The organism is Cupriavidus plantarum, from assembly GCF_905397285.1.
GTDB lineage: Bacteria > Pseudomonadota > Gammaproteobacteria > Burkholderiales > Burkholderiaceae > Cupriavidus > Cupriavidus plantarum.
Genome location: NZ_CAJPUX010000003.1, coordinates 96,623 through 122,044 on the forward strand (window position 1 = coordinate 96,623; position 25,422 = coordinate 122,044).

General features: G+C 66.8%; 26 protein-coding genes. 9 read left to right on the forward strand and 17 right to left on the reverse strand.

Annotated elements, in window-relative coordinates; genetic code table 11:
* Window positions 1-8 precede the first annotated feature (8 nt).
* Both KHP16_RS15110 and KHP16_RS15115 read right to left on the reverse strand, forming a co-directional pair.
* Complete coding sequence (locus tag KHP16_RS15110; RefSeq protein WP_115952785.1) at window positions 9-473, reverse strand: DUF2147 domain-containing protein; 465 nt, start codon at window positions 471-473, stop codon at window positions 9-11.
* 499 nt (window positions 474-972) lie between these two features.
* Entirely contained in the window at window positions 973-1,188 is a 216-nt protein-coding gene (locus KHP16_RS15115) for a hypothetical protein (RefSeq protein ID WP_115952784.1), read from the reverse strand.
* A gap of 1,004 nt (window positions 1,189-2,192) precedes the next feature.
* On the opposite strand from KHP16_RS15115, the gene KHP16_RS15120 reads away from it, so the two are divergent.
* Entirely contained in the window at window positions 2,193-2,750 is a 558-nt protein-coding gene (locus KHP16_RS15120) for a histone H1-like DNA-binding protein (protein ID WP_109580090.1), read from the forward strand.
* A gap of 278 nt (window positions 2,751-3,028) precedes the next feature.
* Here the strand turns inward: KHP16_RS15120 and KHP16_RS15125 are convergent, their stop codons facing one another.
* From KHP16_RS15125 to KHP16_RS15170, 10 genes are all read right to left on the reverse strand, one after another.
* Window positions 3,029-3,517: an outer membrane lipoprotein gene (locus tag KHP16_RS15125; protein WP_373561878.1), complete on the reverse strand. Its 489-nt coding sequence runs from the start codon at window positions 3,515-3,517 to the stop codon at window positions 3,029-3,031.
* An 87-nt stretch (window positions 3,518-3,604) separates the two neighbouring features.
* A complete protein-coding gene (locus KHP16_RS15130; protein WP_109580091.1) occupies window positions 3,605-4,552 on the reverse strand; it encodes a carbohydrate kinase family protein in 948 nt (315 codons plus the stop codon).
* Between the two features lie 60 nt (window positions 4,553-4,612).
* Window positions 4,613-5,113 (reverse strand): thiol peroxidase, encoded by a 501-nt coding sequence (gene tpx, locus KHP16_RS15135; RefSeq protein ID WP_109580092.1) that lies wholly within the window; start codon window positions 5,111-5,113, stop codon window positions 4,613-4,615.
* A 150-nt stretch (window positions 5,114-5,263) separates the two neighbouring features.
* Window positions 5,264-7,186, reverse strand: coding sequence for a DUF3426 domain-containing protein (locus tag KHP16_RS15140; protein WP_211960615.1), 1,923 nt, complete (start codon window positions 7,184-7,186; stop codon window positions 5,264-5,266).
* Between the two features lie 9 nt (window positions 7,187-7,195).
* Window positions 7,196-8,113 (reverse strand): 50S ribosomal protein L11 methyltransferase, encoded by a 918-nt coding sequence (gene prmA, locus KHP16_RS15145; protein WP_109580094.1) that lies wholly within the window; start codon window positions 8,111-8,113, stop codon window positions 7,196-7,198.
* A gap of 45 nt (window positions 8,114-8,158) precedes the next feature.
* Entirely contained in the window at window positions 8,159-9,526 is a 1,368-nt protein-coding gene (gene accC, locus KHP16_RS15150; protein WP_109580095.1) for an acetyl-CoA carboxylase biotin carboxylase subunit, read from the reverse strand.
* A 91-nt stretch (window positions 9,527-9,617) separates the two neighbouring features.
* Window positions 9,618-10,082 (reverse strand): acetyl-CoA carboxylase biotin carboxyl carrier protein, encoded by a 465-nt coding sequence (gene accB / locus KHP16_RS15155; protein ID WP_109580096.1) that lies wholly within the window; start codon window positions 10,080-10,082, stop codon window positions 9,618-9,620.
* Window positions 10,083-10,210: 128 nt separating this feature from the next.
* Entirely contained in the window at window positions 10,211-10,696 is a 486-nt protein-coding gene (gene aroQ, locus KHP16_RS15160; protein ID WP_109582553.1) for a type II 3-dehydroquinate dehydratase, read from the reverse strand.
* Between the two features lie 262 nt (window positions 10,697-10,958).
* On the reverse strand, window positions 10,959-11,507 hold the full coding sequence (locus KHP16_RS15165) for a TlpA family protein disulfide reductase (RefSeq protein ID WP_211960616.1): 549 nt from the start codon (window positions 11,505-11,507) through the stop codon (window positions 10,959-10,961).
* A 60-nt stretch (window positions 11,508-11,567) separates the two neighbouring features.
* Entirely contained in the window at window positions 11,568-12,236 is a 669-nt protein-coding gene (locus KHP16_RS15170; protein ID WP_211960617.1) for a UDP-N-acetylmuramate--alanine ligase, read from the reverse strand.
* 156 nt (window positions 12,237-12,392) lie between these two features.
* Between KHP16_RS15170 and mpl the strand changes: the two genes are divergently transcribed.
* The 7 genes from mpl (at window position 12,393) to mtgA (ending at window position 19,989) form a co-directional block, all read left to right on the forward strand.
* Window positions 12,393-13,787, forward strand: coding sequence for a UDP-N-acetylmuramate:L-alanyl-gamma-D-glutamyl-meso-diaminopimelate ligase (gene mpl / locus KHP16_RS15175; protein ID WP_109580099.1), 1,395 nt, complete (start codon window positions 12,393-12,395; stop codon window positions 13,785-13,787).
* An 11-nt stretch (window positions 13,788-13,798) separates the two neighbouring features.
* On the forward strand, window positions 13,799-14,386 hold the full coding sequence (locus tag KHP16_RS15180; RefSeq protein ID WP_211960618.1) for a YqiA/YcfP family alpha/beta fold hydrolase: 588 nt from the start codon (window positions 13,799-13,801) through the stop codon (window positions 14,384-14,386).
* Window positions 14,383-14,991 carry a chorismate--pyruvate lyase family protein gene (locus KHP16_RS15185; protein WP_211960619.1) on the forward strand — a complete coding sequence of 203 codons (609 nt, stop codon included), beginning with the start codon at window positions 14,383-14,385 and terminating at the stop codon, window positions 14,989-14,991. The genes KHP16_RS15180 and KHP16_RS15185 overlap by 4 nt, the downstream gene beginning before the upstream one ends.
* Window positions 14,992-15,133: 142 nt before the next feature.
* Entirely contained in the window at window positions 15,134-17,317 is a 2,184-nt protein-coding gene (locus KHP16_RS15190; RefSeq protein ID WP_211960620.1) for a ribonuclease catalytic domain-containing protein, read from the forward strand.
* A gap of 207 nt (window positions 17,318-17,524) precedes the next feature.
* Window positions 17,525-18,394, forward strand: coding sequence for an energy transducer TonB family protein (locus KHP16_RS15195; protein ID WP_211960753.1), 870 nt, complete (start codon window positions 17,525-17,527; stop codon window positions 18,392-18,394).
* A complete protein-coding gene (gene aroE, locus KHP16_RS15200) occupies window positions 18,394-19,278 on the forward strand; it encodes a shikimate dehydrogenase (protein ID WP_109580104.1) in 885 nt (294 codons plus the stop codon). Before KHP16_RS15195 ends, aroE begins: the two co-directional genes overlap by 1 nt.
* 9 nt (window positions 19,279-19,287) lie before the next feature.
* Complete coding sequence (gene mtgA / locus KHP16_RS15205; RefSeq protein WP_109580105.1) at window positions 19,288-19,989, forward strand: monofunctional biosynthetic peptidoglycan transglycosylase; 702 nt, start codon at window positions 19,288-19,290, stop codon at window positions 19,987-19,989.
* A gap of 5 nt (window positions 19,990-19,994) precedes the next feature.
* On the opposite strand, the gene corA is transcribed toward mtgA, so the two are convergent.
* The gene (corA, locus tag KHP16_RS15210) at window positions 19,995-20,957 is read right to left on the reverse strand and encodes a magnesium/cobalt transporter CorA (protein ID WP_115952776.1); all 963 of its coding nucleotides are present in this window, start codon (window positions 20,955-20,957) and stop codon (window positions 19,995-19,997) included.
* A 130-nt stretch (window positions 20,958-21,087) separates the two neighbouring features.
* Window positions 21,088-21,972, reverse strand: coding sequence for a DMT family transporter (locus KHP16_RS15215; protein WP_211960621.1), 885 nt, complete (start codon window positions 21,970-21,972; stop codon window positions 21,088-21,090).
* Between the two features lie 171 nt (window positions 21,973-22,143).
* Here KHP16_RS15215 and pyrF point away from each other — a divergent pair, with 171 nt between their 5' ends.
* Window positions 22,144-22,962 (forward strand): orotidine-5'-phosphate decarboxylase, encoded by an 819-nt coding sequence (gene pyrF / locus KHP16_RS15220; RefSeq protein WP_109580108.1) that lies wholly within the window; start codon window positions 22,144-22,146, stop codon window positions 22,960-22,962.
* A 70-nt stretch (window positions 22,963-23,032) separates the two neighbouring features.
* On the opposite strand, the gene KHP16_RS15225 is transcribed toward pyrF, so the two are convergent.
* The 3 genes from KHP16_RS15225 to thiL form a co-directional block, all read right to left on the reverse strand.
* Entirely contained in the window at window positions 23,033-23,530 is a 498-nt protein-coding gene (locus KHP16_RS15225; RefSeq protein ID WP_211960622.1) for a CinA family protein, read from the reverse strand.
* A gap of 51 nt (window positions 23,531-23,581) precedes the next feature.
* The gene (locus tag KHP16_RS15230; RefSeq protein WP_109580110.1) at window positions 23,582-24,154 is read right to left on the reverse strand and encodes a phosphatidylglycerophosphatase A family protein; all 573 of its coding nucleotides are present in this window, start codon (window positions 24,152-24,154) and stop codon (window positions 23,582-23,584) included.
* A 157-nt stretch (window positions 24,155-24,311) separates the two neighbouring features.
* Window positions 24,312-25,280 (reverse strand): thiamine-phosphate kinase, encoded by a 969-nt coding sequence (gene thiL, locus KHP16_RS15235; RefSeq protein ID WP_211960623.1) that lies wholly within the window; start codon window positions 25,278-25,280, stop codon window positions 24,312-24,314.
* Window positions 25,281-25,422: the final 142 nt, after the last annotated feature.

A 25,422-nucleotide genomic window follows, 5' to 3' on the forward strand; every position in this document is an offset into this window, starting at 1 on the left:
TGATCGCGCTACTGATCGCGCTCCCAGGTCTGGGTGCGGCCGATCAGGCTGATGCCGATGAAGCCGCGTACGTTGAGTTTCCTGCCATCGTCGGCGAGCGACATCTTGCACTTATAGAGCTTGCCCGTTTCCGGATCGAGGATCTCGCCGCCCGACCAGTCGTTGTCGCCGGTCTTCCGCAGACCCGTCAGCAGCGTCATGCCCATGATGGGCTGGTCCTTACGCGAGTCGGTGCACTTGTCGCAGACCTTCACCTTGGTGTCGGTGCTCTCCACGAGGCTGCGTACGAGCTTGCCGCTGTACACGCCATCCTTCTCGGTGATCTCGATCAGGCCGCGCGGCTTGCCGGTGGCATCGTCGATGGTCTTCCACATGCCGGCCGGTGTCGCCTGCGCGAACGCGGCGGTGCTGGTGGCGAGCGCGAGCGTGAACAGGCTCGCGCGCAGAAGGGCTCGGGGTGTCAGGGTGCGCATGGCGATCTCCTTTGGTTTCTCTGGCGACGCCAATCTACTGGCGCGCGGCGTTCCCTGCAATCACCAACGATCGTTTGCGTACGCACCAGCACGTCAGTGGATGCCCCCCGCGAACGCAGCGTCCATGCGGGAAGTGCCGATTTTTGTCATGCAACAAACCGCGAGCCGAAGCATTCCTCTAGCGCTGCCCGCATGCGTGTTCGCACGATGCCGAACGCGTCGTCGATGCCGAGCGGAAGCGAAACGCCGACGCACGCCGTCGGTCGGTGCCAGCCTGTTCGTCGCGCCTCGCGCGACGGGTCCAACGTCGGTGGCGACGGCAACGGCAACGCCGATGGCAATGGCAACGTGTGGATGTCGGCGGATCGCTGGCAACGATCGAAGTCTGACCTCGCAAATGCCAGCGTCGCGCGTCGCGAAGACGAGGTCGACCGATGGTGGAGGGTGTCCGATCGCACGAACGCGGCATCGTGTCGTGACAAACCGTTGCGTTGGCGCATCACTCATCCGCGACGCGCGCGAGCGAGATCGCACGCGCGTCGTCGCGATTGGCGGACGCGTGCGCGCGCATCGTGCGCGACGTGTCGTCATGCCGCGCGCGCAACGGTCTTCGACGCGCGCGATGGCGGTCCGACACCGCCCCACCACGCGTGCCGCGATGGTGCGCCACGCCTGCGCGCGCGATCTTCACGTTTGCCGCAAACGTCCTATTCATGCGGGTTTGGAGCAGACGCATCGCAATGTAGCGAGGGCATGTCGAGGGTGTCTCGCACCATTCACGCGACGTCGCGCGCGGTCGTCGCACGCTGCGCCGACAACGTTCGCGACGGTGGAAATCGCGCGCTGCCGAGAAGTGAAATCGAGAGAGGAAAGGAACTTCGACGCGTAGATCGAAGTCGAGAGCAAGAGGACGTTCGATGATGCCGATGCATCGACGCGATGCGAGATCTAGTTGGAGTCGTTCGCACGCGCAAGTTTTTTTGCACTTTTTTCTTAACATCATCGAACAAACGAATTATGATTCGCCTTGACAAGCGTCTCACTTCATTGCAGCGCGCATCGAGACACGAAGCAAGAAGCAAGAAGTCACGATGAAGGGTTGCAGCGAGGCGATGGCAGCGAGGGTGGCAAGACGAGGTAGCAGTGGATCGATGCAGTCGATCAACGCAGCCACCCACGTAACAAGCCGAGGCCAACGCCGCAGCGCGTGAGACGCAGGCAGTTGAGCGGGTAGTCGAACGGGTAGCCAAGGAGCACCAGAACTTTGACGCAGAACAAGCCGAGCTGGCTTTTAAAAACGCGTGCAGTGTCCTGTAGCCCATTAACGGGGTGGGCGAGCTACCCCCTGACGATTGCCATCCGCCGTGCGCGAGGCCTTGCCCGCACCGTGGAACCGCTGACAGATATCTCCTCTTTCCGGACCGTGCGCCCAAGAGATGCGCGACGCGGACCGATCGAATTTTCCAGGGCACGGCTTGCCCGGGAGACGCGCGTGAAGACTGCCAATGCGGTCTTCGGCGATATTCCCCGCAGCCGTTTTCGCACCGCGGGTCGCGGTGTCCCTGCCACCGAATTCATTAGCGTGCGGCCAACGTTTTTCACGTGTTGCCGTGCGCCGATGAATCGCTCGCTCGACTGGGGTCAGGCTGTATCGCACCTCGGGTCGGTCGGGTCGCCAACTTAGGTCATTCGATATTCACGTTAGTGAAGGAGTTATCCATGGCAACTGCTGCAAAGAAAAAGCCGGCGGCTAAGAAGGCCGCCAAGCCGGCCGCCAAGAAGGCCGCCGTGAAGAAGGTCGCCGCCAAGAAGGCCGCTCCGGCCAAGAAGGCTGCCGCCAAGAAAGTCGCAACCAAGAAGGTAGCGGCCAAGAAGGTTGCAACCAAGAAGGTAGCTGCGAAGAAGGTTGCAGCGAAGAAGGTCGCGACCAAGAAGGTAGCGGCGAAGAAGGTCGCAACCAAGAAGGTTGCCGCCAAGAAGGCGCCCGCCAAGAAGGCCGCGGTCAAGAAGGTTGCCGCCAAGAAGGTAGCGACCAAGAAGACCGCCGCCAAGAAGGCTGCACCGGCCAAGAAGGCTGCTGCCAAGAAGACCGCCGCCAAGAAGCCGGCTGCGAAGAAGGCTGCTGCCAAGAAGCCTGCCGCGAAGAAGGCTGCCTCCAAGAAGGCTGCCCCTGCCGCGAAGCCTGCCGCTGCCCCTGCTGTTGCCCCCGCTGTCGTCGCCAAGACCGCGCTGAACCCGGCAGCGGCCTGGCCGTTCCCGACGGGCAACCGTCCGTAATCGTTTCGCCTTGCGCGAACGATCACGACAAGGAAGTACCTGCGCACGCCCTGTGCGTCGCAAAGACCGGATACCGCGTATCCGGTCGGCATGACGGAAGTCCTGCAGACCCGCCGAAGCGCTTGCCCGGCGGGTTTTTTCTTTGGGGCTTTCGTGAGCGGATATCGTCCACCAAAGAAAAACGCCGTGGCCTTGCGGCTCACGGCGTATCGGGTAGGCGTATCGGGTAGGTGTATCGGGGAGCGCGCGGTATCGAGCCGATACCGGACTTCCGGACCTCAGTGCGTGACGCGCGTGGTGCCGCCCGATGACAGCAGTCGTACGCGCTCGCCGGGGCGGAATACCTCGTCCGCTTCCTGCGTGATCGCGCGCATCTCGCCGTTGTCCAGGCGCACCGTGATCTCGAGCCCGCGGCGCTGCTGCAGCTTGTTCTCGGCCGCGCTGCCGGCGAGACCGCCGATCACCGCGCCGAGCAGGCCCGCCGCCACCGAACCACCGCCACTGCCGATCGTGCTGCCCGCCGCCACGCCGCCGAGCGCGCCGCCGGCGATGGTTCCGGCGCCCGTCTGCGGGCCCTGTATCAGCACTTCGCGCACGCCCTCGACCACGCCATAGCGGACCGTCTGCTCGCGTCCTGCCTGGCCGGTCGCGTAGACGCTGTTGGAGTTCGACCAGCTCGCGCAGCCGGACATCAGCGTGGCCGCCGCCAGCGCGGCGACCATCGCGATCCGTCCGCCATGCGTCGTGTGATGAGTGGAGTGGTTCATGGTGTTTCCCGTAAAAAAACAGACCCGAATGACGGACGGCCTGAGCGGTGACGCGCGCTACTGTGACCCTGTCAGCCGTAACGCTTATCAGCCGTAACGGTAACCGAATGCCGACTGGAAGCGGTTGCCGATCTCTTCGCGCGACAGCCAATGGTTCTGCGGACCCTGTTGCGCGATCTTGAGCGCGCCCATCAGCGAGGCAAGCCGGCCGGTGGTTTCCCAGTCCAGGCCATTCTCGATGCCGTAGAGCAGGCCACCGCGGAAGGCGTCGCCGCAGCCCGTGGGATCGACGACGCGCTCGGCCGGAACGGCCGGGATCGCGATCTGCTTGCCATCGGCAAAGACGCTCGCGCCGCGTTCGCCGTGCGTCACGATGAACGCGCGCACCTTGGCGGCGACTTCCGCGCTGGTCCACGCCGTACGCGACAGCAGTACCTGCGCCTCGTAGTCATTGACCGTCACGTAGCTGGCGAGTTCAATGAACTGCCGCAGGTCCTCGCCGTTGAACAGCGGCATGGCCTGGCCCAGATCGAAGATGAACGGAATGTCCGCTTCCGCGAACTGGCGCGCGTGGTGGAGCATGCCTTCGCGGCTGTCCGGCGCGACGATGCCGATGGCCGGGCGCTTGCCCGCCGCGAGCGCGTCGTTCACGTGCGTCTGCTGCGACTCGCTCATCGCGCCCGGGTGGAACGCGGTGATCTGGTTGTTGTCGAGGTCGGTCGTGATCATCGCCTGCGCGGTGAAGAGCTCCGGCAGCGTGCGAATGAAATCGGTGCCGATGCCGAGGTCGCGCAGGTACTGGAGATAAGGACCGGCATCCTGGCCGACGGTGCCCATCACGATCGGATCGCCGCCGAGCATCTTCAGCGTGTACGCGATATTGCCCGCGCAACCGCCGAACTCGCGCCGCATGCCGGGCACGAGGAACGAGACGTTCAGCATGTGAATCTGATCGGGCAGGATGTGTTCGCGGAAGCGTCCGTCGAACGTCATGATGGTGTCGTAAGCGACGGAGCCGCAAATCAGGCTGGCCATTCTTTCTCCAGATTTGCCCGGCCGTGCCGGGCGGTCAACATTGCAATAAAAAGAAGCCGATTACTTCAGTGCGGCAAGCGCGGCGTCGTAGTTTGGCTCTTCCTTGATCTCGGGCACGAGCTGGCTGTACGTGACGGTGTTGTTCTCGTCGAGCACCACCACCGCGCGCGCGGTCACGCCGGCGAGCGGGCCGGTCTTGATATCCACGCCGTACTGCGACTTGAAGTCGCCGCCGCGCATCAGCGACAGCGGCACCACGTTGGCCAGGCCTTCCGTCGTGCAGAAGCGGCCCATCGCGAACGGCAGGTCCGCGGAGATGGTCAGCACCACGGTGTTGTCGAGGCCGCTCGCGGCGGTGTTGAACTTGCGTGCGGAAGCCTGGCAGACGGGCGTGTCGAGGCTCGGCACGATGTTCAGGACCTTGCGCTTGCCCGCGAAGTCCGCGAGCGTGACGTCCTTCAGATCCTTGCCGACGAGTTTGAAGTCGGCGGCCTTGTCGCCGGCCTGCGGGAACTTGCCTGCGACTTCGATCGGGTTGCCGCCGAGGGTAACGTTGCTCATGGTGTGCTCCTGTGCTGATGTTGGAATCGGGATGCAATACGGGGACGGCTACGCGCGCTTTCGCGCGTTCACACGTTCGCACGGGCGCGCATTGGCGCACGCGGGATGCCTGCGAACAGGGTATCTCAGGCGTATCTCAAAGGTAGAAAATCAGGGGTAGAAAATCAGCACGCGGTAGTTGGCGGCCGCCTGCTGTGTCCGGAATCGTACCCGAACCGGCAGCTCGCTGCCCGCGCGCAGGCCGCTTGTCGCGAACCCGCGCTGCGCGGGTTCCAGATACTCGGCTGGCTGCAGCACGCGGCGCAGCAGCAACTGATCCTGCAGATCGGTCATCACGAGTTCGATGGCGGGCAGGGCGGTGGTCGCGCGGCCCTGGTTGCGCATCGTGACGGCGAGCTGATAGACGTCGGTGGATTCGTCCTGCTTCTGCAGTTGCGAGCTGTCGATGCGCAGCGCTTCCAGGTCGCGCCAGGGCGGCACCACGCAGTGCAGCGGCGCGCATGCGGCTTCCAGCGCGGGACGCAGCGCGGGGAAAGTGCCGGCCAGCTGGCTGCGTGCGAGATACGTCGCCTCCATCAGCGCGGCGATCGCGAGCATCGCGACTGCCACGCGCGCGAGCGTGCGCTTGCTCGTGGGCAGCGTGACCTTGTGCTCGCGCTGCCGCTGCGGGCCGCGGGTGTGGCGCAGGAAGTCGGGGGCGAAGGCGGGGGTGCGGGGCTTGTCCCGATCTTCGCTCGCGCGGCGGTCGCCTTCGCTGGTGCCTTCGTGCGTCCCTTCGCTATCTGTGCCCGCTGCCTTATCGTCCTGGTCCTCGCGGTGGCGGCGGCCCAGCCAGTGCTGAGCGGTCGACGCGTGGGCGGCGGCCGGTGCCGCCGCAGTCGAGTATGCGTCGGCGTCGGAGCGGGCGGTCTCGGAGGCGGCGGCCGCGCCGCCGGGGTCGGCGGCGCTTGCTGAACGATCGGCATCCGCGGCGCGGGCTTCGGCGGTCTCCGTACGCAGGAATCCGCTTGCGCTCGGAATCACCGGTGCCCCAAACGGATCGCTCGCGGTGGCTGGCCCGGCGCTATAGGCCCCCGCCGCGGGGATGCCTGCCGGCGGTGGTGTGCGCGCTGGCGCGGGGTCGTCGCCGAACGCGCCATGATCGAGCGCCGGCCAGGGGTCGGGCGGCGGTAAGGCCGGTTCGGCGGCTTCGGGCGGCTCCTGCGCGGTTCGCGCGTCGCGCGCTTGCGCTACCTCGGTATCGAGCCTGGCCTCGGCACGGACCTCAGCGTTATCGCGAACCTCGGCGTCGGCACGGGCCTCTGCGTCATCGCGGGCCTTGGCGTCTGCACGGGCCTCGGCGTCATCGCGGGCCTTGGCGTCTGCACGGGCCTCGGCGTCGGCACGGGCCTCAGCGTCATCGTGGGCCTCGGCATCGGTACGGGCCGCGGCGTCGTCGCGGGCCTCGGTGCTCTGCGCGGTCTCGCGTCCGGGCGCCGCTTGTTCTTCAGCCGCGCGCGCGGTGGCCGAGGCTTCGTCCGCCTTCGGCTTGGGCCCGGTCGCGGGCTCGTCGTAGCCGCCGAGCGTCTCGGACTCGGCCATCATCATCGTGGGCGAGTCGAGGGCGGGGACTTCGTAGCCGGGGTCGTAGCCCGGGTCGAACGGCTGCGACGCCTCGTGCGCGCGGGCTTCGGCCTGGCGTTGCTCGGCATGCGCGAGCGCGGCCTCCACCGTCAGCCCGGCAGCGCCGGGCGTGGGCGCAATCGATGGCGCGGGGCGCGACTCAGGCGGGGCGGAGGCTCCTGACGTACCGCTCGACGATTCGGGCGACGTACCGACCGACGTACCGTCCGAACCACCGCCCGAACCACCGCCCGAACCACCGCCCGACACGGGGGACGTGGAGGACGCGGAGGGGGACGAGGAGGACGAACGCGGCGACGCGGGCACCTCGATCAGGTGTTCGCGCGCGTCGAAGACGGTTTCACACTGGCCGCACCGCACCAACCCCTGCCGCAGCCGCAACTGATCCGCCACGAGCCGGAACGCGGTACGGCAGGCCGGGCAGCGCGTGACGAGCTTGACGGCGGCCATGGGTGGGCCTCAGGCAGACTGGGAAACCGAGGTCACGGGGCGGGTGCCGTGCAGGCAGACCCAGCCTTCCTCGCTGCGCCAGACCGTCATCGGCAGCCATGGCGCATAGGCGGCGGCCACTTCGTCGGCCTGCCGCTCGAGCACGCCCGAAAGCACGAGACGGCCACCGGGGCGCACGCGCGCACTCAGCATCGCCGCCATCAGCTTGAGCGGATTGGACAGAATATTGGCGACCACGAGGTCGTGGGTCGCTTCGGATACCGACTCGGGCAGCGCAAACTCGGCGGCGACGCGGTTGCGTTCGGCGTTGTAGCGCGACGCTTCCACCGCGTTGGGATCGATGTCGATGCCCAGGGTGTCGCCGGCACCCAGCTTCTTCGCGACGATCGCGAGGATACCGGAGCCGCAACCATAATCGAGCACGGTCTCGCCGCGATGCAGATGCTGTTCCAGCCATTGCATGCAGAGACGCGTGGTGGGATGACTCCCGGTGCCGAACGCCAGCCCCGGATCCAGTTCCAGGACCACCGCATCGGGCTCCGGTGCGTCGTGCCACGACGGCACCACCCATAACTTCTCGCCGACGCGAATCGGCTCGAACTGGGATTGCGTCAGGCGCACCCAGTCCTGATCCTCCACCGCGCGCAGCGCATGCGCGGGCACGGGACTCACGCCGAGCGCATTGGCGGCCGCCGCGAGGGCGAGCGCGGGATCGACGTCGTCACCAAACAGCGCGACCACCCGCGACCGGTCCCACGCAAGACGCGTGGGTTCCAGCCCCGGTTCGCCGAACAGCGGCTTTTCATCGGGCGTGTCGGCATCGGCGTCTTCCACCGACACGGACAACGCGCCCAGATCGAACAGGGCGTCGGACCAGGCCTCGGCCTGATCCTGCGCAACCTCGATCACACATTCCTGAAAAGCCACGGCTCTCCCTTGTTGCGATGCCTGCGAACTTCAGGCCTCTGGCCCTCAGGCCTTCTCGCCCTTGGCCACGGCCTTCTGCGCCAGGCGGTGTTCCAGATAATGGATGCTGGTGCCGCCTTCGACGAAGTTGGCGTCCAGCATCAGGTCACGGTGCAACGGCACGTTGGTCAGAATGCCGTCCACGACCATCTCCGACAGCGCGATGCGCATGCGGGCAATGGCCTGCTCCCGCGTGGCGCCGTACGTGATGATCTTGCCGATCATCGAGTCGTAGTTGGGCGGCACGAAGTAGCCATCATACGCGTGCGAGTCGACGCGCACACCGGGGCCGCCCGGCATATGCCATGCGGTGATGCGTCCCGGCGACGGCGTGAACTTGAACGGGTCCTCGGCGTTGATCCGGCATTCGATCGCATGGCCGCGCAGCTGCACGTCCTTCTGGCGGAAGCGGAGCTTTTCGCCAAACGCGATGCGAATCTGTTCCTGCACGATGTCGATGCCGGTGATCAGCTCCGTGACCGGATGCTCCACCTGCACGCGCGTGTTCATTTCGATGAAATAGAACTCGTTGTTCTCGTACAGGAATTCGAACGTGCCGGCGCCACGATAGCCGATCTTCTTGCAGGCCTCGGCGCAACGATCGCCGATGCGCTCGATCAGCCGGCGCGGGATGTGCGGCGCGGGCGCTTCCTCGATGACCTTCTGGTGGCGCCGCTGCATCGAGCAGTCGCGTTCGCCCAGCCAGATGGCCTGCCTGTGCTCGTCGGCCAGAATCTGGATCTCGACGTGACGCGGGTTCTCGAGGAACTTCTCCATGTACACCTCGGGGTTGCCGAACGCGCGTCCGGCTTCCTCGCGGGTCATGTTGACCGCATTGATCAGCGCGGCCTCGGTGTGCACCACGCGCATGCCGCGGCCACCGCCGCCGCCCGCCGCCTTGATGATCACAGGGTAGCCCACGCGACGCGCGGTCGCGAGAATCTCCTTCGGATCGTCGGGCAGGGCGCCGTCGGAGCCCGGTACGCAGGGCACGCCGGACTTGATCATCGCCTGCTTGGCCGAGACCTTGTCGCCCATCAGGCGAATGCTCTCGGACGTCGGGCCGATGAACACGAAGCCCGATTTCTCGACGCGCTCGGCGAAGTCCGCATTTTCGGACAGGAAGCCGTAGCCCGGGTGGATGGCCTGGGCGTCCGTGACTTCGGCCGCCGAGATGATGGCGGGCATGTTCAGGTAGGACAGCGGCGAAGGTGCCGGGCCGATGCAGACGGCCTCGTCGGCAAGCTTGACGTACTTGGCTTCCTTGTCGGCTTCCGAGTACACCACCACGGTCTTGATGCCCAGCTCGCGGCAGGCGCGCTGGATGCGAAGCGCGATTTCGCCGCGGTTCGCGATCAGAATTTTTTCAAACATGGTCTCTCTCTGCGAGAACAGAAGCGAGCCCGCGCGTGGCCGGGGGCGGCGCGGGAGGGGCTCGCGGCCGGCGGCGCCGGCCCGATGCGCATCAGCCGATGACGAACAGCGGCTGGCCGTATTCCACGGCCTGGCCGTTCTCGACCAGGATTTCCTTGATCACGCCAGCCTTGTCGCACTCGATTTCGTTGAGCAGCTTCATGGCTTCGATGATGCAGACGGTCTGGCCTTCCTTGACCGCGTCGCCGACATTGACGAACGCCGAAGCGCCCGGGGACGGCGCACGATAGAACGTGCCGACCATCGGCGACGTGACCACGTGGCCAGCCGGCAGTTGCGGCGCGGCGGGAGCGGCTTCGGCGGCCGGCGCGGCAGCTGCCGCGGGCGCGCCCGGCGCGGCGGGCAGCGCCTGTACTTGCGGCATGGCGATCGGTGCCACGACCTGCGGCGGTGCCTTCACGATGCGCACCTTGCCGTCGCCTTCGGTCACTTCCAGCTCCGAGATGCCGGATTCGGCCACCAGGTCGATCAGCGTCTTAAGCTTGCGCAAGTCCATCTTTTGTCCTCCAGAATCGGGTTGTCCGGTCACCATTGCGCGGATCGCGCGCACGGCGGCGGGGAATCGTTCATGACAAAGGCGCCTGGCGGTCGCCATGGCGCCTTGTCGTCAATCGGGTCGTCGGGCTAGCCGTTCGGCGCGGCTTCCTGTGCGAGCACATACTCGAGCGCCAGCAGGTATCCCTGCCAGCCCAGTCCGCAAATCACGCCTACCGCCTGATCGGAGAAATAGGAGTGATGACGGAACGGCTCGCGGCGATGCACGTTCGACAGGTGGACCTCGACGAACGGAATCGCCACCCCGGCCAGCGCGTCGCGCAGTGCCACGCTCGTATGCGTGTACGCGGCCGGGTTGATGATGATGAAGTCCACACCTTCGACGCGGGCCGCATGAATGCGGTCCACGAGCGCGCCTTCGTGGTTGGACTGGAACGTGTCCAGCGCCAATCCGGTCTCGGCGGCACGCTTGGCCAGCGCTTCGTCGATGTCGGCCAGTGTCGTGTGCCCGTACGTCTCCGGCTCGCGCGTTCCCAGCAAGTTCAGGTTCGGTCCATGGAGGACGAGCACCTTGCCGTAGCGGGCGGCGCGGCTAGCGGAGCGGTTTGCGGACACGTTCAGGGTCACAGTGACTCGACCAGATCAACGAAATTGCGCGGAGATTACCGTAGCTTAGAGGGATTTGTCTAGCGGGGGATACAGCGCGCACCACGGTGCAAGGCGCCTCTTCGGCCACTTTTCTGCATTTTGCGCGCCCGCCAGCGCTTGTGGGGCCTGAATTCTGCGGGATCGACGGGGATCGCCGTCAATTATCGGAATTTAGCGACGAGATCGCGTTTTACGCCCCGTCGCAAATCGCCGTCAGGTCCTGGGCCCGTCAGGTCTTAGGCAATACGGCGCGCAGTTCTTCCATGTGGACGCGCCCCAGTTTGGAGAACTTCACGGCGCCGTCGGGCGCGATCACCAGTGTGTAGGGCAGGCCGCCCTGCGCATTGCCAAGGCTGCGCGCCAGTTCGGTGCCCGCGAAACCGGCGACCGCGAGCGGATAGGCCACGGGCACCTTCTGCAGGAATTGTTCGATGTTCCTGGCGGAATCGATGCCAATGCCGATGAATTCTACATTGCGGGCGGTGTATTCCTTGTGGAGCGCCGTCAGTTCGGGCATTTCCTCCACGCAGGGGCCGCACCACGGCGCCCAGAAATTCACGACCAGCGTCCTGCCGCGCAGTTTGCTCAGATCGACCTCGCTGCCGTTCGGCGAGGGAAGTTTTGCCTGATACAGGGCCTCCACCGCGCCATCCGCGGCGGGCTTCGGCGAGAACACCGAATGGCTCGCGTAAACGCCGGCGGCAGCGGCGATCACGGCGAGCAATATCCACAGCCAGAGGCTGCGGCGGCGGGGCGATGGGCTTGGGGAGGTGGTCATGTTGGGTGCCGGAGGGCGTCTCTCTCTATATATATACGTTGAGATGTGATGTCGGGAGGCTCACGCGTCGAGCATGGCGCGCACCGCCGTCAGGTCGGCGCGCGCCACCCGGCCGCTGGCGTCGGCCCGCACGGCGCCGCGCTCGTCGTCCGCGTCATAGAGGGCGATATGCAGGCCCAGCGGGGCGCCCAGTACCTCGCGCACCTCGGCCGCCAGGAGCCGGGCCTCGCGGTGCGCCGGCCATTGCCCGCGCCATAGGAAGCTGAGCGTCTCCACGTCGGCGCGCCCGCCGAAGTGCCGAGACTCGCTGGTCTCGAAGTCGAGGCCGGCGTTGAGCAGGTGCAGCGCGACATCCTTGGGACTATCGCAGAAGCATTGCAGATAGATATCGGAGTGCTCGGTCGCCGTGCCGTTGAGGACCGCGCCAACCAGATAGGGCCGGAACGCGGCGAGATCTTCCATCGCCAGCACGGCGACCCGCCGCATCAGTTCGAGGATGCGTGGCTGGCTCTCGCCGTGGAACAGCGCCTGGTAGGCCCGCACTTCGGCCTCGATGGTCTCGTTATCGGGCAGCCACTCGCCCGCGACGCGGACGTCGCCGAGCAACTGGCGCGCGGCCTTGCGCTTGGCGGTGGCGTAGTCGGCGCCATCCTCGGCAATCATGCGCGCGGCGGCCTGCGCGATTTCTTCGCGCAGACGGGTGAGATCGGTAGGGGCATGTCGGGACATGCCGAAATGATACCGGACCCGTCCGCGGCCGTTGCTGCGGCATGTAAGCGCAAGTGACGGCGTGCGTTGGGGCGTACCCCCTCGGGTACAATCGACCGCTCCCTGCCCGGGCGCGCGCGAATGGTCCCCGGGCTTCAAGATTTCCCCCGACGCACCATGCATATTCATATCCTCGGCATCTGCGGCACGTTCATGGGCGGCCTCGCGGTACTCGCCCGTCAGGCGGGCCACCGCGTCACCGGCTGCGATGCCAATGTCTACCCGCCCATGAGCACGCAGCTCGAGGCGCAGGGTATCGAACTGATCGAAGGGTTCGACCCGTCCCAGATTTCGCTCGAGCCGGACCTGTTCGTGATCGGCAACGTGGTCTCCCGCGGGAATCCGCTGATGGAGGCGATCCTCGATCGCAATTTGCCGTACACGTCCGGCCCGCAATGGCTCGGCGAGCATGTGCTCGCGGGCAAGTGGGTGCTCGCGGTGGCCGGCACCCACGGCAAGACCACGACCACGTCGATGCTGAGCTGGATTCTCGAAGACGCCGGTTACGAGCCGGGCTTCCTCGTGGGCGGCGTGCCCCAGAACTTCGGCATTTCCGCGCGGCTGACGGCATCTGACTTCTTCGTCATCGAGGCGGACGAATACGACACCGCCTTTTTCGACAAGCGCAGCAAGTTCGTCCATTACCGTCCGCGCACGGCGATCCTGAACAACCTCGAATACGATCACGCCGACATCTTCCCGGATCTCGCGGCGATCGAGACCCAGTTCCACCACCTCGTGCGCACGGTGCCCCGTCAGGGCCGCCTCCTCGTCAACGGCAACGAACCGAGTCTCGCGCGCGTGCTCGAGCGCGGCTGCTGGAGCGAAGTCGAGCAGTTCGGCATGGGCAACTGGCGCGAGGGCAATGCCGCCACGCCGGTGCCAGAGGGCAAGGACGGCTTCGATGTCTGGTTCGATGACAAGGGACAGGAAGCGCTGCAAGGCACGGTGATCTGGGACCTGCAGGGCACGCACAACCGCATGAATGCGCTCGCCGCCATCGCCGCGGCGCGTCACGTGGGCGTGCCGCCCGCGCGCGCGATCGAGTCGCTGAGCCGCTTCGCCAATGTCAAGCGGCGCATGGAAGTGCGCGGCGTGGCGAACGGCGTCACCGTGTACGACGATTTCGCGCACCATCCCACCGCGATCCAGACCACGCTCGACGGCCTGCGCCGCAGGGTGGGGGAGGCGCGCATCCTTGCCGTGCTGGAGCCGCGTTCCAACACGATGAAGCTTGGCGTGATGAAGGCCCAGCTGCCCGCGAGCCTCGAAGGCGCGGACCTCGTGTTCGGCTATGGCGCGCCCGGCGGCAAGGACGCGCTGGGCTGGGATCTCGCCGAATCGCTTGCACCGCTCGGCGACAAGGCCGCGGCATTCCAGGACATCGGCGCGCTGGTGGCCGCCGTGCGCGCGGCCGCGAAGCCCGGCGATCATGTGCTGGTCATGAGCAACGGCGGCTTCGGCGACGTCCACCGCAAGCTGCTCGACGCGCTCGCTGCGCCGCTGGCGTAAAGGGAGCCACGATGCTGCTGTATCTGCACGGCTTCCGCTCGTCGCCGCAGTCGTTCAAGGCGCGGCTCGTGCAGGAGCGCATGCGCGAGTGGGGCGTGGGCAAGGCCTACGCCTGCCCGATGCTCGATGTGTCGCCGGCCGCCGCGATCGAACGGGCCGAGGCGGCCATCGCCGGTGCGCGGGCCGGGGGCGATACCGAAATCGCGATCGTCGGCTCGTCGCTCGGTGGTTTCTACGCGCGCTGGCTCGGCGAACGTCATGGCTGCCGGACGGTGTTGCTCAATCCGGCCATCCACCCGTGGACCGATCTCGAGAAGTATCTTGGCGATCAGCCGCTATGGCATGGCGGCGGCTCCGTGCGCGTGGAGCGCGCGCACCTGCAGGAACTGCTCGACTTGCGGGTCGAGGCCATCACCGATCCCGCGCGTTATTACCTGATTGCCGCGACCGGCGACGAGGTGCTCGACTATCGCGAGATGGTGGCGGCGTACCCGGGCGCGCACGTCCGCGTGATCGAGGGCAGCGACCATGGCATCAGCGAATTTGCCGACTACGTTGACGATGTGCTGAGCTTCTGCGGCTATCGCCCCGCCGCATGACGGGCCCACTCCACAGGCATGCCGGTGTTGCGCGGGCGCGCGGCGGCGGCGCGTGGCAGGCCCATCTGCCCTACGATGCGACCATTTCGCCGAACCTGCGCCGCTGGGTGACCGGCGACGCGGGCTCGCTGACCGCGCGGCTGATCTCCGCATCGGCGCAGTTCCGCGTGGCACGCCTCGCGCAACGGCTGGCCATGCCCTATGCCGACGAGTGGCGGGCGCTCGGCCTGCCCGCGCCGGCGCCCGTGCTCACGCGCGAAGTCATGCTGATCTGCGACGAGGTGACCGCCATTTATGCCCATACGATCGTGATCGCGCGCCATGCGCGGCGCGACTGGCCGTTCCTCCGCGGGCTGGGCGAGCGTCCGCTAGGCGGCCGGCTGTTCGTCGATCCGCGTGTCTCGCGCACGCCGTTCGAGTTCGCGCGGCTGCGGCCCGATCATCCGATGCGCGTGGCCATGCGGCGTGTGCTGCCGGACCTCGCGCGCGCGCCGATGCTGCCCGCGCGGCGGTCCGTGTTCCATCGCGGCGGCGGCGCCATGCTCGTCACCGAAGTCTTCCTGCCCGACCTCCAGTCGCGGCCCGCGCCCGTGCGCCGGCCGTGACCGGCGGGTCCGCTTCTTCCCGTCCCGAACCCGGCCGGGGCACCATTGCGGGGCCGCGGCGACGGCGGTGCGGTATCATGCCCGCTCCCCCCTCGTCGTCGAGCCCGGTGCGGTGTCCCGGCATTTCTGAAAGTACCGATCCATGCAGTTGTTGTTCGAAGAAGGCGGCGAAATTCGCGCCGGCACCGTGCTCGCCCAGCAGGGCGAGGCCTATCAGGTCGAATTGCCCGCGGGCAAGCGCACCAAGGTCAAGTCGCGCGACGTGCTGTTGCAGTTTGCCCAGCCGTCGGCGATCGAACTCGTGCGGCAGACCGGCGACCTGACGGCGGAGATCGATCTCGACTTCCTCTGGGAATGCGCGCCGGCCGACGAATTCGGCTTCGCGGACCTTGCCGGCGAGTACTACGGCGCCGGCGCCGATGTCGTGAAGCAGGCCGCGCTCGCCATGGCCCTCCATGGCAATCCGGTCTACTTCCGCCGCAAGGGGCGCGGCCGCTATCAGCGCGCGCCCGAAGACCAGTTGAAGGCCGCGCTCGCCGCGCTCGAACGCAAGAAGCAGCAGGCGCTGGTGCAGGCCGAGTATGAGGCCCAGCTCAAGGCGATGACGCTGCCGGAATCCTTCCGCGGCAAGGTCCTGCAGCTGCTGTTCCGCCCCGACAAGAACAGCCTCGAATACAAGGCGATGGACGCCGCGTGCACGGCGCTCGGCATGACACCGATGCGGCTGATGGTCGCCGTGGGCGGCATCGCGAGTCCGCGCGCGCTGCATGAGGCCAAGTTCCTGGCCGAATGCTTCCCGAAGGGCATCGGCTTCCCCGACGTGACGGTGCCCGAGCCCGCCGGCGACCTGCCGCTGGCCGACGTGCAGGCGTTCTCGATCGACGACGTGACCACGACCGAGATCGACGACGCGCTGTCCGTGACCACGCTGCCCGACGGCAAGCTGCGTATCGGCGTGCATATCGCCGCGCCGGCGCTTGGCATCCAGCGTGGCGACGCGCTCGACGCCATCGCGCGCCAGCGTCTGTCCACGGTCTATTTCCCGGGCGACAAGATCACGATGCTGCCCGATGCGGTCGTCGAGCGTTACACGCTGCAGGAAGGCCGCACGTGCCCGGCGGTGTCGCTGTATGTCACGGTCGATATGCAGGGCGCCGAGGGCGGCCAGCCGCTGATCGTCGGCAGCGAGACGCGCGCGGAGCGCGTGCCCATCGCCGCCAACCTGCGCCACAACCTGCTGGAGGACGTGGTGACGGAGGCCGCGCTGGCCGCGGGCACGGGCGACTATCCGTTCCGCGAAGCGCTCACGCAGCTGTACCACTTTGCCGGTTTCCTTTACGACGAGCGCCAGAAGGCGCGCCTCGCGAGCGGCTTGCGTCCAGAGTCCCACAATCGCGCGGACTACAGCTTCTATATCGACACGCTCGACGACGGCAGCGAACGCGTCCGCATCGAGCAGCGCAAGCGCGGTTCGCCGCTCGACAAGATCGTCGCCGAACTGATGATTCTCGCCAACAGCACCTGGGGCAAGCTGCTGGCCGACCACGGCGTGCCGGGCATCTATCGCACGCAGAAGGCGTGGGGCATGCATCGCACGCGCATGCAGACCTATCCGGCCCCGCATGAAGGGCTCGGCGTGGCGCAGTACGCGTGGAGCACGTCGCCGCTGCGCCGCTATGTCGATCTGGTGAACCAGTGGCAGATCATCGCGGTGGCGCAGCATGGCGTGACCGCCAAGCTCGTGGCGCCGTTCAAGCCCAAGGATGCCGACCTGCTCGCGGCCGTTGCCGATTTCGAAGGCACGTACGCGGCCTACGCCGACCATCAATCGACGATGGAACGCTACTGGTGCCTGCGCTGGCTCGGACAGGAGACGCGCGACCGCATGCTGGCCGCGGTGCTCAAGGAAGGCGCGGTGCGCTTTGCCGAGATTCCGCTCGTCACGCGCGTGCCCGAACTCGCGCAGGCGTCGCGCGGCACGCAGGTCATGCTGGAGATCGCGAGCACCGACGAGATTTCGCTCGACGTGTCCTGCCGCGTGCTGGAAGTGTTTGCCGGCGACGCGGTGCCCGAGGACGACCTCGAGCCCGATGAAGAGACCGCCGAGGAGTCCGCCGAGGACGCCGCGGAAGCGGCTGCTCAGGAAGCGGCGGAGGCCGCGGCGGAACGCGGTACCGAGGGTGGGGCCGACGGCAGCGATAGCGCCGGCGCCGGCGAGGAGACGGCCGGTTTGCGAGACGCGTCGAAAGTGCAGGGCGAGGCAGCCGAAGGCGATGACGCGGAGGCGTCGGCGGCGCGCGACATCCCCCCTTCGCCCGCGCCCTGATCGCTTCGGAAAAGCGGTTGGCTCCCTTACAATCCAGTCTGCCCGCCAACCGCTTCCAGCCAACCGTCTCAGACCGTGACCGCCACCCTCGCCGCTCCCCGCCCAAAGCGTACGTCGGGTCCATTGGGTCCGTCAGGTCCCTCAGGTCCCTCAGGTCCCTTAGGTCCATTAAGTCCGCTGCGCCAACGGTGGCGATCGAGCAGTACGCTGGTGAAGGCGCTGGTGGTCTCGCTGCTGATCCATGGCGTGCTGCTGACGGTGCGGATCGCCGCGCCGGAAGTGTTCGAGATCAAGCGTTCGGACCCGATGCTCGACGTCGTGCTCGTCAATTCGAAGTCGGCCGACAAGCCGCGCAATCCGACGGTGCTGGCGCAGGCCAACCTCGATGGCGGCGGCGACCATGACGTACAGCGCGCCACCACGCCGCTGCCCGCGCAAACCGAATCCAAGGATGGCGACCTCGTGCGGCAGGTGCAGCGCCGCGTCGAGCAGCTGGAGCAGGAACAGCAGCGGCTGATGACGCAGGCGCGCGAGGCCGTGCCGTCCGTGCGCAGCCAGCCCATCAAGCCCGGCGAGCAGCGCGTGGATCCGCTCCAGCGCGGCCAGGACGACCGCACGAGCATCGATGAAATGGCCAAGCTCGAGGCCGAGATCGGCAAGAACCTCGAGCACTACGCCAAGCGTCCCAAGCGCATGCAGCTGACCGCGACGAGCGCGCAGGGCGTGGAGTACGCCCAGTATTACGACCGCCTGCGCCGCAAGATCGAGGCACGCGGCACGAGCGATTTCCCGCAGCGCAACGGCAAGCCCCTGTACGGCCAGCTGATCCTCGTGATCAACGTCAACCGGACGGGCAAGCTAGGCTACAACCGTGACGGCTACAACGTCGAGGCGATCGACGTGGCCAAGAGCTCGGGGGATCCCGCGCTGGACCGCCAGGCCGTGGCCATCGTGCGGGCGGCGGCGCCGTTCGGCCAGTTCTCTCCGGAAATGCAGGCTCGCCAGGACATCCTCGAGGTCATTTCCACCTTCAAGTTTTCGCGCAGCGGACTCGACGTCCGGCTGCAGCCGCGCTGATGAAAGAAACCCAGAATCAGGCCGACCGCTACGTGGTGATCGGCAATCCGGTGGCGCATAGCCGCTCGCCGGCCATCCACGCCGCCTTTGCCCGCCAGACCGGCGAAGCGGTGCAGTACGACCGCCTGCTCGCGCCGCTCGACGGGTTTGCCGACACCGTGCGCCAGTTCTTCGCCGAGGGCGGCTACGGCTGCAACGTGACCACGCCGTTCAAGCTCGAGGCCTACGACATGTCTGACCGCCTCACCGATCGCGCGGAAGCCGCGGGCGCGGTGAATACGATGTGGATCGAGGATGGTCTGATCCACGGCGACAATACTGACGGCATTGGCCTCGTGCGCGATATCCAGGACAACCTCGACACGCTGCTCGAAGGCCGCCGCATCCTGCTGCTCGGCGCCGGTGGCGCCGCCATGGGCGCGATGCTGCCGCTGATCGAATGCCGTCCGGACCGGATCGTCGTGGCCAACCGCACGGCAGCGCGCGCGAGCGACATGCTCGAGGCGTTTGCCGAGGCCGGCAACCAGTACAACGTGGAACTCTGGGGCGGCGGCCTCGATGCGCTCGAGGGCCTGTCCGAGGACGAAGCGTGCGACGTCGTCATCAACGCTTCCGCCAGCAGCCTGCAGGGCGAGGTGCCGCCCGTGCCCGGGTTCCTGCTCGGACCGGACGTGCTGGCCTACGACATGATGTACGGCGCGGTGCCGACCGTGTTCCTCGCGTATGCGGCCCAATGCGGCGCGCGTACCAGCGACGGCCTGGGCATGCTCGTCGAGCAGGCCGCCGAGGCGTTCTATAACTGGCGCGGCGTGCGGCCTAAGACCGCGCCCGTGCTGGCCGAGTTGCGCGCCGCGCTGGAAGCGGAAGCGCGGGCCGGCAACTGACCATAGGCCATGCGCTGGCTTGGCTATGTGTGCGGATGCCTGCTGGCGGGCGTGCTCGCGATGCAGCTGTATTTCTTCCTGCAAATCGCGAGCTGGCAGTACATCGATCCGTCGTCGTCGTCGTTCATGCGCGCCGAGCACTGGCGCCTGTGCGGCGTCAACTTCTGGAGCTGTTCGCTCGACCATCGATGGGTCCGCTACGACGATATCTCGCGCAACCTCAAGCGCGCGGTGATCGCGAGCGAGGACGCGGACTTCGTCAATCATCCCGGTTATGAACTCGATGCGATGCTCGATGCCTGGGAGCGCAACAAGCAGCGCGGGCATATCGTGCGCGGCGGGTCGACCATCACGCAGCAGCTGGCCAAGAACCTGTTCCTGTCGTCCGAGCAGAACTACCTGCGCAAGGGGCAGGAACTCGCCATTTCGTGGATGCTCGAGTTCTGGCTCGACAAGCAGCGCATCTTCGAGATCTACCTGAATTCGGTGGAGTGGGGCGAGGGGGTGTTCGGCGCGGAGGCGGCCGCGCAGCATTACTTCAAGACGAGCGCGTCGAAGCTCGGCGTCGGCCAGGCCGCGCGGCTCGCGGCGGCATTGCCAGCGCCAAAGTGTTTCGACAAGAAGGCCTACTGCGCCAATGTGCGCGTGAACTTCCGCGTGAAGGCCGGCATCATCGCGCGCCGCATGGGCGCGGCGACCCTACCGGACTAATCGCGCTAGCCCAGCCACCCTTTCCTGCGGAAGTAGATGAGGGGCACCGCCGCGGACACCGCCATCAACCCGAGCGCCCACGGATACCCCGCGGCCCAGTCGAGTTCCGGCATGACCTTGAAGTTCATGCCGTAGATGCTCGCGATCAGCGTGGGCGGCATCAGCGCCACCGACACCACCGAGAACAGCTTGATGATCTTGTTCTGGTTGATGTTGATGAAACCGACGGTCGCATCCATCAGAAAGTTTATCTTGTCGAACAGGAACGCGGTGTGGTTCTCGATGGAGTCGATGTCGCGCAGGATCTGCCGCGCCTCGTCCTGCTGCTCGGCCGACAGCATCTGACTGCGCATGAGGAAGGACACCGCGCGGCGCGTGTCCATGACGTTGCGGCGGATGCGGCCGTTCAAGTCTTCCTCGCGCGCGATCATTTCCAGCACGTCGGCGGCCGCGGCGTCGGTGACATTCTCCGCGAGCACGCGGCGGCTCGCTTCCTCCAGCCGCTCGTAGATCTCCTCGATCGAGTCCGCCGAATATTCGGCGTCCGTCGCGTAGAGATCCATCAGCACGTCCTTGGCATTGCGTACCGAACCGGGCCGCATGCGCGCGCGCAGCCGCACCAGGCGGAACACGGGCAGGTCTTCGTCGTGAATCGAAAAGACGACGTCGCGCGTCAGTACGAACGCGACGCGCACGTTGCGCGAAGTGCCTTCCTCGTCAAGGAGGAAGTCCGTGCGGATATGGATGTTTTCGTCCTCGCCTTCGAAATACCGGGCGGACGCCTCGAGGTCGCCGAGGTCTTCAAGCTCGGGCAGCACCACGCCATAAGCTTCCTTGATCCACGCCAGCTCTTCGTCGTCGGGACTGACGACGTCGATCCAGATCGGCTTGTGCTGCAGCAGCTCGTTGCGTTCGTCGACCTGCTCCTGGGCAAGCCGTCCTTTCTGGAGGACGAACAGGTTGATCATCCGCGATTCCTTGTGACTGATGACGCTGTGTCGGCTGCCTAGTCGGGAAGGGACTTCCCGGGATTCTGATGGCCGCGAGTGTAGCCCAACGCAGGGGGGCTTGTTAAGCGAAATATGGCCGATTTTCGCGTTAGTGGCGGCGGCGCAGCGATGGGCCCAGCATCACGCTCGACAGTGCGGCGAACATGAGCACGATGGCCGCGTAATCCTGCCAATGGGGGCGCTCGCCGAGCAGCAGCATGCCCGAAAACACGCCCACCACGGGGATGAACATGATCGACAGGCTGGATACCACGGGCGGCAGGCTGCGTGCCAGCGCGAACCACACCAGATGGCAATAGGCGAACACCACCACGGCGTTGTAGCCGATAGCGGCCCATTCGATCCCGTTGGGCATGCGCCATCCCGATTCCAGCAGCAGCGAGCCGAGCAGCAGGAACGGTAGCGCCACCACGAGCATCCAGAAGGTCAACGCGCCGATCGGCACGTCGATCTGCGTGCGTTTCATCAACTGCGTGCCGAAGCCCCAGCCCGCCGCCGCGCCGAGCATCAGCAGCGTACCCGTGGGGCTGCCGGTGATCGCGGCGATTTCGCCCGATAGCAACAGGATCGTACCGACCAGCGCGCAGCCCATGCCGATCCACGCCGATAGCGCGATGCGCTCGCGAAACAGCAGCAGGCCCCACACGACGGCCCAGATCGGCATCGTGTAGCCGAGGATGGCCGCGCGGCCCGAGGACAGCATCTTGACCGCGCAGATCGCCAGCAGGTGCCACACGACCATGTTCGGGATGGCGAGCTTGACCACGGTGCCCCAGGCGGCGCGCGGTACCGCGAGCGAATCGCCGCGCAGCCGCAGCGCCACGCCCAGCGCCACGACGCCGCCGGCCATGCAGAGCAGGCGAAAACCGAGCGCCGGGAAATGGGCCACGCCGATTTTCATGACGGGCCAGTTGATGCCCCAGGCGAGTGTGAGAATGACGAGCAGGATGAGACCGCGGCGGTCCAGAGTCATGGGTGGGCGGGCGCTTGGCGGCATGCCGCGCTTGCGCTTGTCTTGTTATCGAGGAAGGAGGGACGATTGTGCGAGATCACGCCAACGATGCCCGCGGATCACGCCAACCATAGCATGCGGCGGTAGAATTGGCGCCAACGACCCTGGCGTCATCCTGATATCGAGCTTCCCATGACCTTCACCGAGCAGCTGTCCGCCGCCTGGCAGCGCAACGATTCCCTGCTATGCGTCGGCCTGGACCCGGATCCCGCCAAGCTGCCCATGTCGATGACCGGCACGGGCGGGGCCATTTTCTCGTTCTGCCGTGAAATCGTCGATGCCACGGCGGATCTCGTCTGCGCGTACAAGCCGCAGATCGCCTACTTCCATTCGCAGCGCGCGGAGGACCAGCTCGAGCAGCTGATCGAATATATCCACGACGCGCATCCCGGGATTCCGGTGGTGCTGGATGCCAAGCGCGGCGATATCGGCTCGACGGCCGAGCATTACGCCATCGAGGCGTTCGAGCGCTACAAGGCGGATGCGGTGACGGTGAGCCCGTACATGGGCTTCGATTCGATGGAGCCGTACCTGGCGTATCCCGGCCGCGGCGTGATCGTGCTGTGCCGCACGTCGAACGCGGGCGGCTCGGACGTGCAGTTCCTGCCGGTGGATGGCAAACCCGTGTACCAGGTCGTGGCCGAGGCCGCGCGCGAGCGGTGGAACACCAACGGCCAGATGGGGCTCGTGGTGGGCGCCACCTTCCCGGCGGAAATCGCCCGCGTCCGGCAGATCGTCGGCGACATGCCGCTGCTGATTCCGGGCATCGGCGCCCAGGGCGGCGACATCGAAGCCACGGTCAAGGCAGGCCGCACGGCCGACGGCACCGGCATGATGATCAATTCGTCCCGCGCCATCCTCTACGCCAGCCGCGACAAGGACTTTGCCGCCGCGGCCCGCAAGGTCGCCACGCAGACGCGCGACGCGATCAACCGTTACCGGCACGGTTGAGCAGGGGGGCGTTCCCCTACGTCCCCTACGTCCCCTACGTCCCCTACGTCCCCTACGTCCCTTACGTCCCTTACGCCTCGTTCCGAATCAGCTCCAGCAAACCCCGCAAGGCATGCTCCGCCGCCTGCCGGCGGATCTGCGCGCGGTCGCCGCGGAAGCGCTGGGTGCTGGTGAGCGTGGTGATACGGTTGCTCCAGCCGAAGCAGACCATGCCGACAGGTTTCTCGGCAGTCCCGCCGCCAGGCCCGGCGACCCCGGTGATCGACAGCGACACCTGCGCCCGGCTGTTGAGGAGCGCGCCTTCCGCCATGGCATGCGCCACTTCCTCGCTGACCGCGCCATGATCGCGAATGAGCTTGGCGGGCACGCCGATCATCGTGCTTTTGGCCTCGTTCGAGTAGGTCACGAAGCCGCGCTCGAACCAGCCCGACGAGCCCGAGATATCGGTAATGGCGGCCGACACCAGCCCACCCGTGCAGGATTCGGCGGTGGCAAGCATCAGCGAGCGCTCGGAGAGCGCCACGCCGATCTGGACGGCAAGTTGGTCGAGCAGGCGACTGACGGACATGATCGTGGGATCGGCAGGGGATCGGCTGGGGATAGAAACCGGGTACGCGTCTTAGAACGAACGCCACAACGCGAACACGAGCAACGTGTAGAAGGCCGCGAGCAGGTCGTCGAACATCACGCCGAACGCGCCCATCAGGCCGGGACCCTTCATCGTGCGGTCGTAATAGCGGATCGGCGCGGGCTTGGCGATATCGAACAGCCGGAACCACAGAAAGGCCGCAAGCTGGCCCCAGAAACCGGTCGGCGTGACGAACAGCATCACGATCCAGAACGCGACGATCTCGTCCCAGACCATGCTGCCATGGTCGAAAACGCCCATATCGCGGGCCGTTCGCGCGCAGGCCCACAGGCCCACGAGGAAACTGCCCGCAATGACCCACAGCCACGTCGTGGGTTCGATCCACATCGAGATGACGACGAACGACAGCCAGCCATACAGCGTGCCGACGGTACCCGGGCCGACGGGCGAGAGCCCCGACCCGAAGCCGTAGGCGATCAGGCGCGCGGGATGGCCGAACATGAAGCGCGCGGTCGGCCGGGTGATACGCACGGTCTGGCCGGCTTCAAGCGTGACGGGGTCGGCGGCGTTGCCTTGGGCGGCGCCGGGAGGATAGGCGGACATCGGATGAATCGGCTCGGGTATCTATGTTCTTGTCAGTCGGCGCTCGCTCGAGCGCCGCGCATGCCGGCATCATGACATGGCTTGTGGCGCCCCGTCATGCAGTAACGTCGCGGGGGCATCGCGGCGGGTACGTTGGTTGGCACACGCGCCAGGACGGTCAAGGCGACGCGAAATGATCGAACGCCGCACCGTCGAACCGGCACGGATTGCCCTCGCGATCGACGAGTCGCAGGCCGGCTTCCGGGGTGATCGCCCCGACGCGCGTGAGCGGCAGTGCTAGCCGCGTGGCGATGCCTGCGAGTGTCTCCCGCGCATCGGCCGGCGCGGTAAAGCAGAGCTCGTAGTCGTCGCCGCCGGTCAGCGTGCACAGGCGCTGACACTCTTCGGGCTGCCTGGCGAGGATTTCCGAACGCGGCAGCGCATCGACATCGAGCCATGCGCCGACGGCCGAACGGGCCAGGATATGGCCAAGATCGCCCACCAGGCCGTCGGAAATATCGAGTGTCGCATGCGCCACGCCGCGCAGCGCCATGCCCAGCGCGACGCGCGGCGTCGGCGTATCCATGCGCGGCCGGACGGCGGTGAAGTCGGGTTCTGGCAGCAGCCATTCGCCTCGGAAATCGCCTAGCGCAAGCCGCGCATCGCCCAGCGTGCCCGAGATCCAGATGTCGTCGCCGGGCCGGGCGGCATCGCGGCGCAGCGCCTGGCGCGGCGGCACGTCGCCGAACACGGTGATCGACAGCGTCAGCGGCCCGCGCGTCGTGTCGCCGCCAATCAGCTCGCAACCGTGCAAATCGGCAAGTTCCAGCATGCCCGCCGCGAGTTCCGCGAGCCACGGCGCCTCGGCACTGGGCAGGGCGAGCGCGAGCGTGAACGCGCGCGGCTCCGCGCCCATCGCGGCGAGGTCGGACAGATTCACCGCAAGCGCCTTGTGGCCGAGCGAGCGGGGCGGGACGTCCGGAAAGAAGTGGCGGCCGGAGACGAGCATGTCCGTGCTGATGGCCAGCTGATGGCCGGGCCGCCCCTCGATCAGCGCGCAGTCGTCGCCGACGCCGAGCGCGGCCTTGTGGACCGGGCGCGTGAAATAGCGGCGGATCAGGTCGAACTCGGATAAAGGTTCAGGCATCGGCGGGCGGGACGGGGCACGGAAGGTGCGGGAGAGGTGCGGGAAAGGTGCGTGAGATCGGCGGCGGAAAGGCGTTCCAGGCGGGAGGGAAGCCGTGGAGAATACGGCTGGTCAAGCCCGGCGGCATGCGGCATATTGTACC

What these genes read in the sequence shown, in the direction of transcription:
- accC (WP_109580095.1), bottom strand. Translation starts at nt 9,526, where the DNA reads ATGTTTGAAAAAATTCTGATCGCGAACCGCGGCGAAATCGCGCTTCGC.
- KHP16_RS15190 (WP_211960620.1), top strand. Translation starts at nt 15,134, where the DNA reads ATGCAGTTGTTGTTCGAAGAAGGCGGCGAAATTCGCGCCGGCACCGTG.
- KHP16_RS15125 (WP_373561878.1), bottom strand. Translation starts at nt 3,517, where the DNA reads ATGAACCACTCCACTCATCACACGACGCATGGCGGACGGATCGCGATG.
- mtgA (WP_109580105.1), top strand. Translation starts at nt 19,288, where the DNA reads ATGCGCTGGCTTGGCTATGTGTGCGGATGCCTGCTGGCGGGCGTGCTC.
- corA (WP_115952776.1), bottom strand. Translation starts at nt 20,957, where the DNA reads ATGATCAACCTGTTCGTCCTCCAGAAAGGACGGCTTGCCCAGGAGCAG.
- KHP16_RS15120 (WP_109580090.1), top strand. Translation starts at nt 2,193, where the DNA reads ATGGCAACTGCTGCAAAGAAAAAGCCGGCGGCTAAGAAGGCCGCCAAG.
- thiL (WP_211960623.1), bottom strand. Translation starts at nt 25,280, where the DNA reads ATGCCTGAACCTTTATCCGAGTTCGACCTGATCCGCCGCTATTTCACG.
- KHP16_RS15185 (WP_211960619.1), top strand. Translation starts at nt 14,383, where the DNA reads ATGACGGGCCCACTCCACAGGCATGCCGGTGTTGCGCGGGCGCGCGGC.
- KHP16_RS15215 (WP_211960621.1), bottom strand. Translation starts at nt 21,972, where the DNA reads ATGACTCTGGACCGCCGCGGTCTCATCCTGCTCGTCATTCTCACACTC.
- KHP16_RS15225 (WP_211960622.1), bottom strand. Translation starts at nt 23,530, where the DNA reads ATGTCCGTCAGTCGCCTGCTCGACCAACTTGCCGTCCAGATCGGCGTG.
- KHP16_RS15170 (WP_211960617.1), bottom strand. Translation starts at nt 12,236, where the DNA reads ATGTCCCGACATGCCCCTACCGATCTCACCCGTCTGCGCGAAGAAATC.
- KHP16_RS15165 (WP_211960616.1), bottom strand. Translation starts at nt 11,507, where the DNA reads ATGACCACCTCCCCAAGCCCATCGCCCCGCCGCCGCAGCCTCTGGCTG.
- mpl (WP_109580099.1), top strand. Translation starts at nt 12,393, where the DNA reads ATGCATATTCATATCCTCGGCATCTGCGGCACGTTCATGGGCGGCCTC.
- aroE (WP_109580104.1), top strand. Translation starts at nt 18,394, where the DNA reads ATGAAAGAAACCCAGAATCAGGCCGACCGCTACGTGGTGATCGGCAAT.
- KHP16_RS15110 (WP_115952785.1), bottom strand. Translation starts at nt 473, where the DNA reads ATGCGCACCCTGACACCCCGAGCCCTTCTGCGCGCGAGCCTGTTCACG.
- KHP16_RS15230 (WP_109580110.1), bottom strand. Translation starts at nt 24,154, where the DNA reads ATGTCCGCCTATCCTCCCGGCGCCGCCCAAGGCAACGCCGCCGACCCC.
- KHP16_RS15130 (WP_109580091.1), bottom strand. Translation starts at nt 4,552, where the DNA reads ATGGCCAGCCTGATTTGCGGCTCCGTCGCTTACGACACCATCATGACG.
- tpx (WP_109580092.1), bottom strand. Translation starts at nt 5,113, where the DNA reads ATGAGCAACGTTACCCTCGGCGGCAACCCGATCGAAGTCGCAGGCAAG.
- KHP16_RS15140 (WP_211960615.1), bottom strand. Translation starts at nt 7,186, where the DNA reads ATGGCCGCCGTCAAGCTCGTCACGCGCTGCCCGGCCTGCCGTACCGCG.
- KHP16_RS15115 (WP_115952784.1), bottom strand. Translation starts at nt 1,188, where the DNA reads ATGAATAGGACGTTTGCGGCAAACGTGAAGATCGCGCGCGCAGGCGTG.
- KHP16_RS15180 (WP_211960618.1), top strand. Translation starts at nt 13,799, where the DNA reads ATGCTGCTGTATCTGCACGGCTTCCGCTCGTCGCCGCAGTCGTTCAAG.
- pyrF (WP_109580108.1), top strand. Translation starts at nt 22,144, where the DNA reads ATGACCTTCACCGAGCAGCTGTCCGCCGCCTGGCAGCGCAACGATTCC.
- accB (WP_109580096.1), bottom strand. Translation starts at nt 10,082, where the DNA reads ATGGACTTGCGCAAGCTTAAGACGCTGATCGACCTGGTGGCCGAATCC.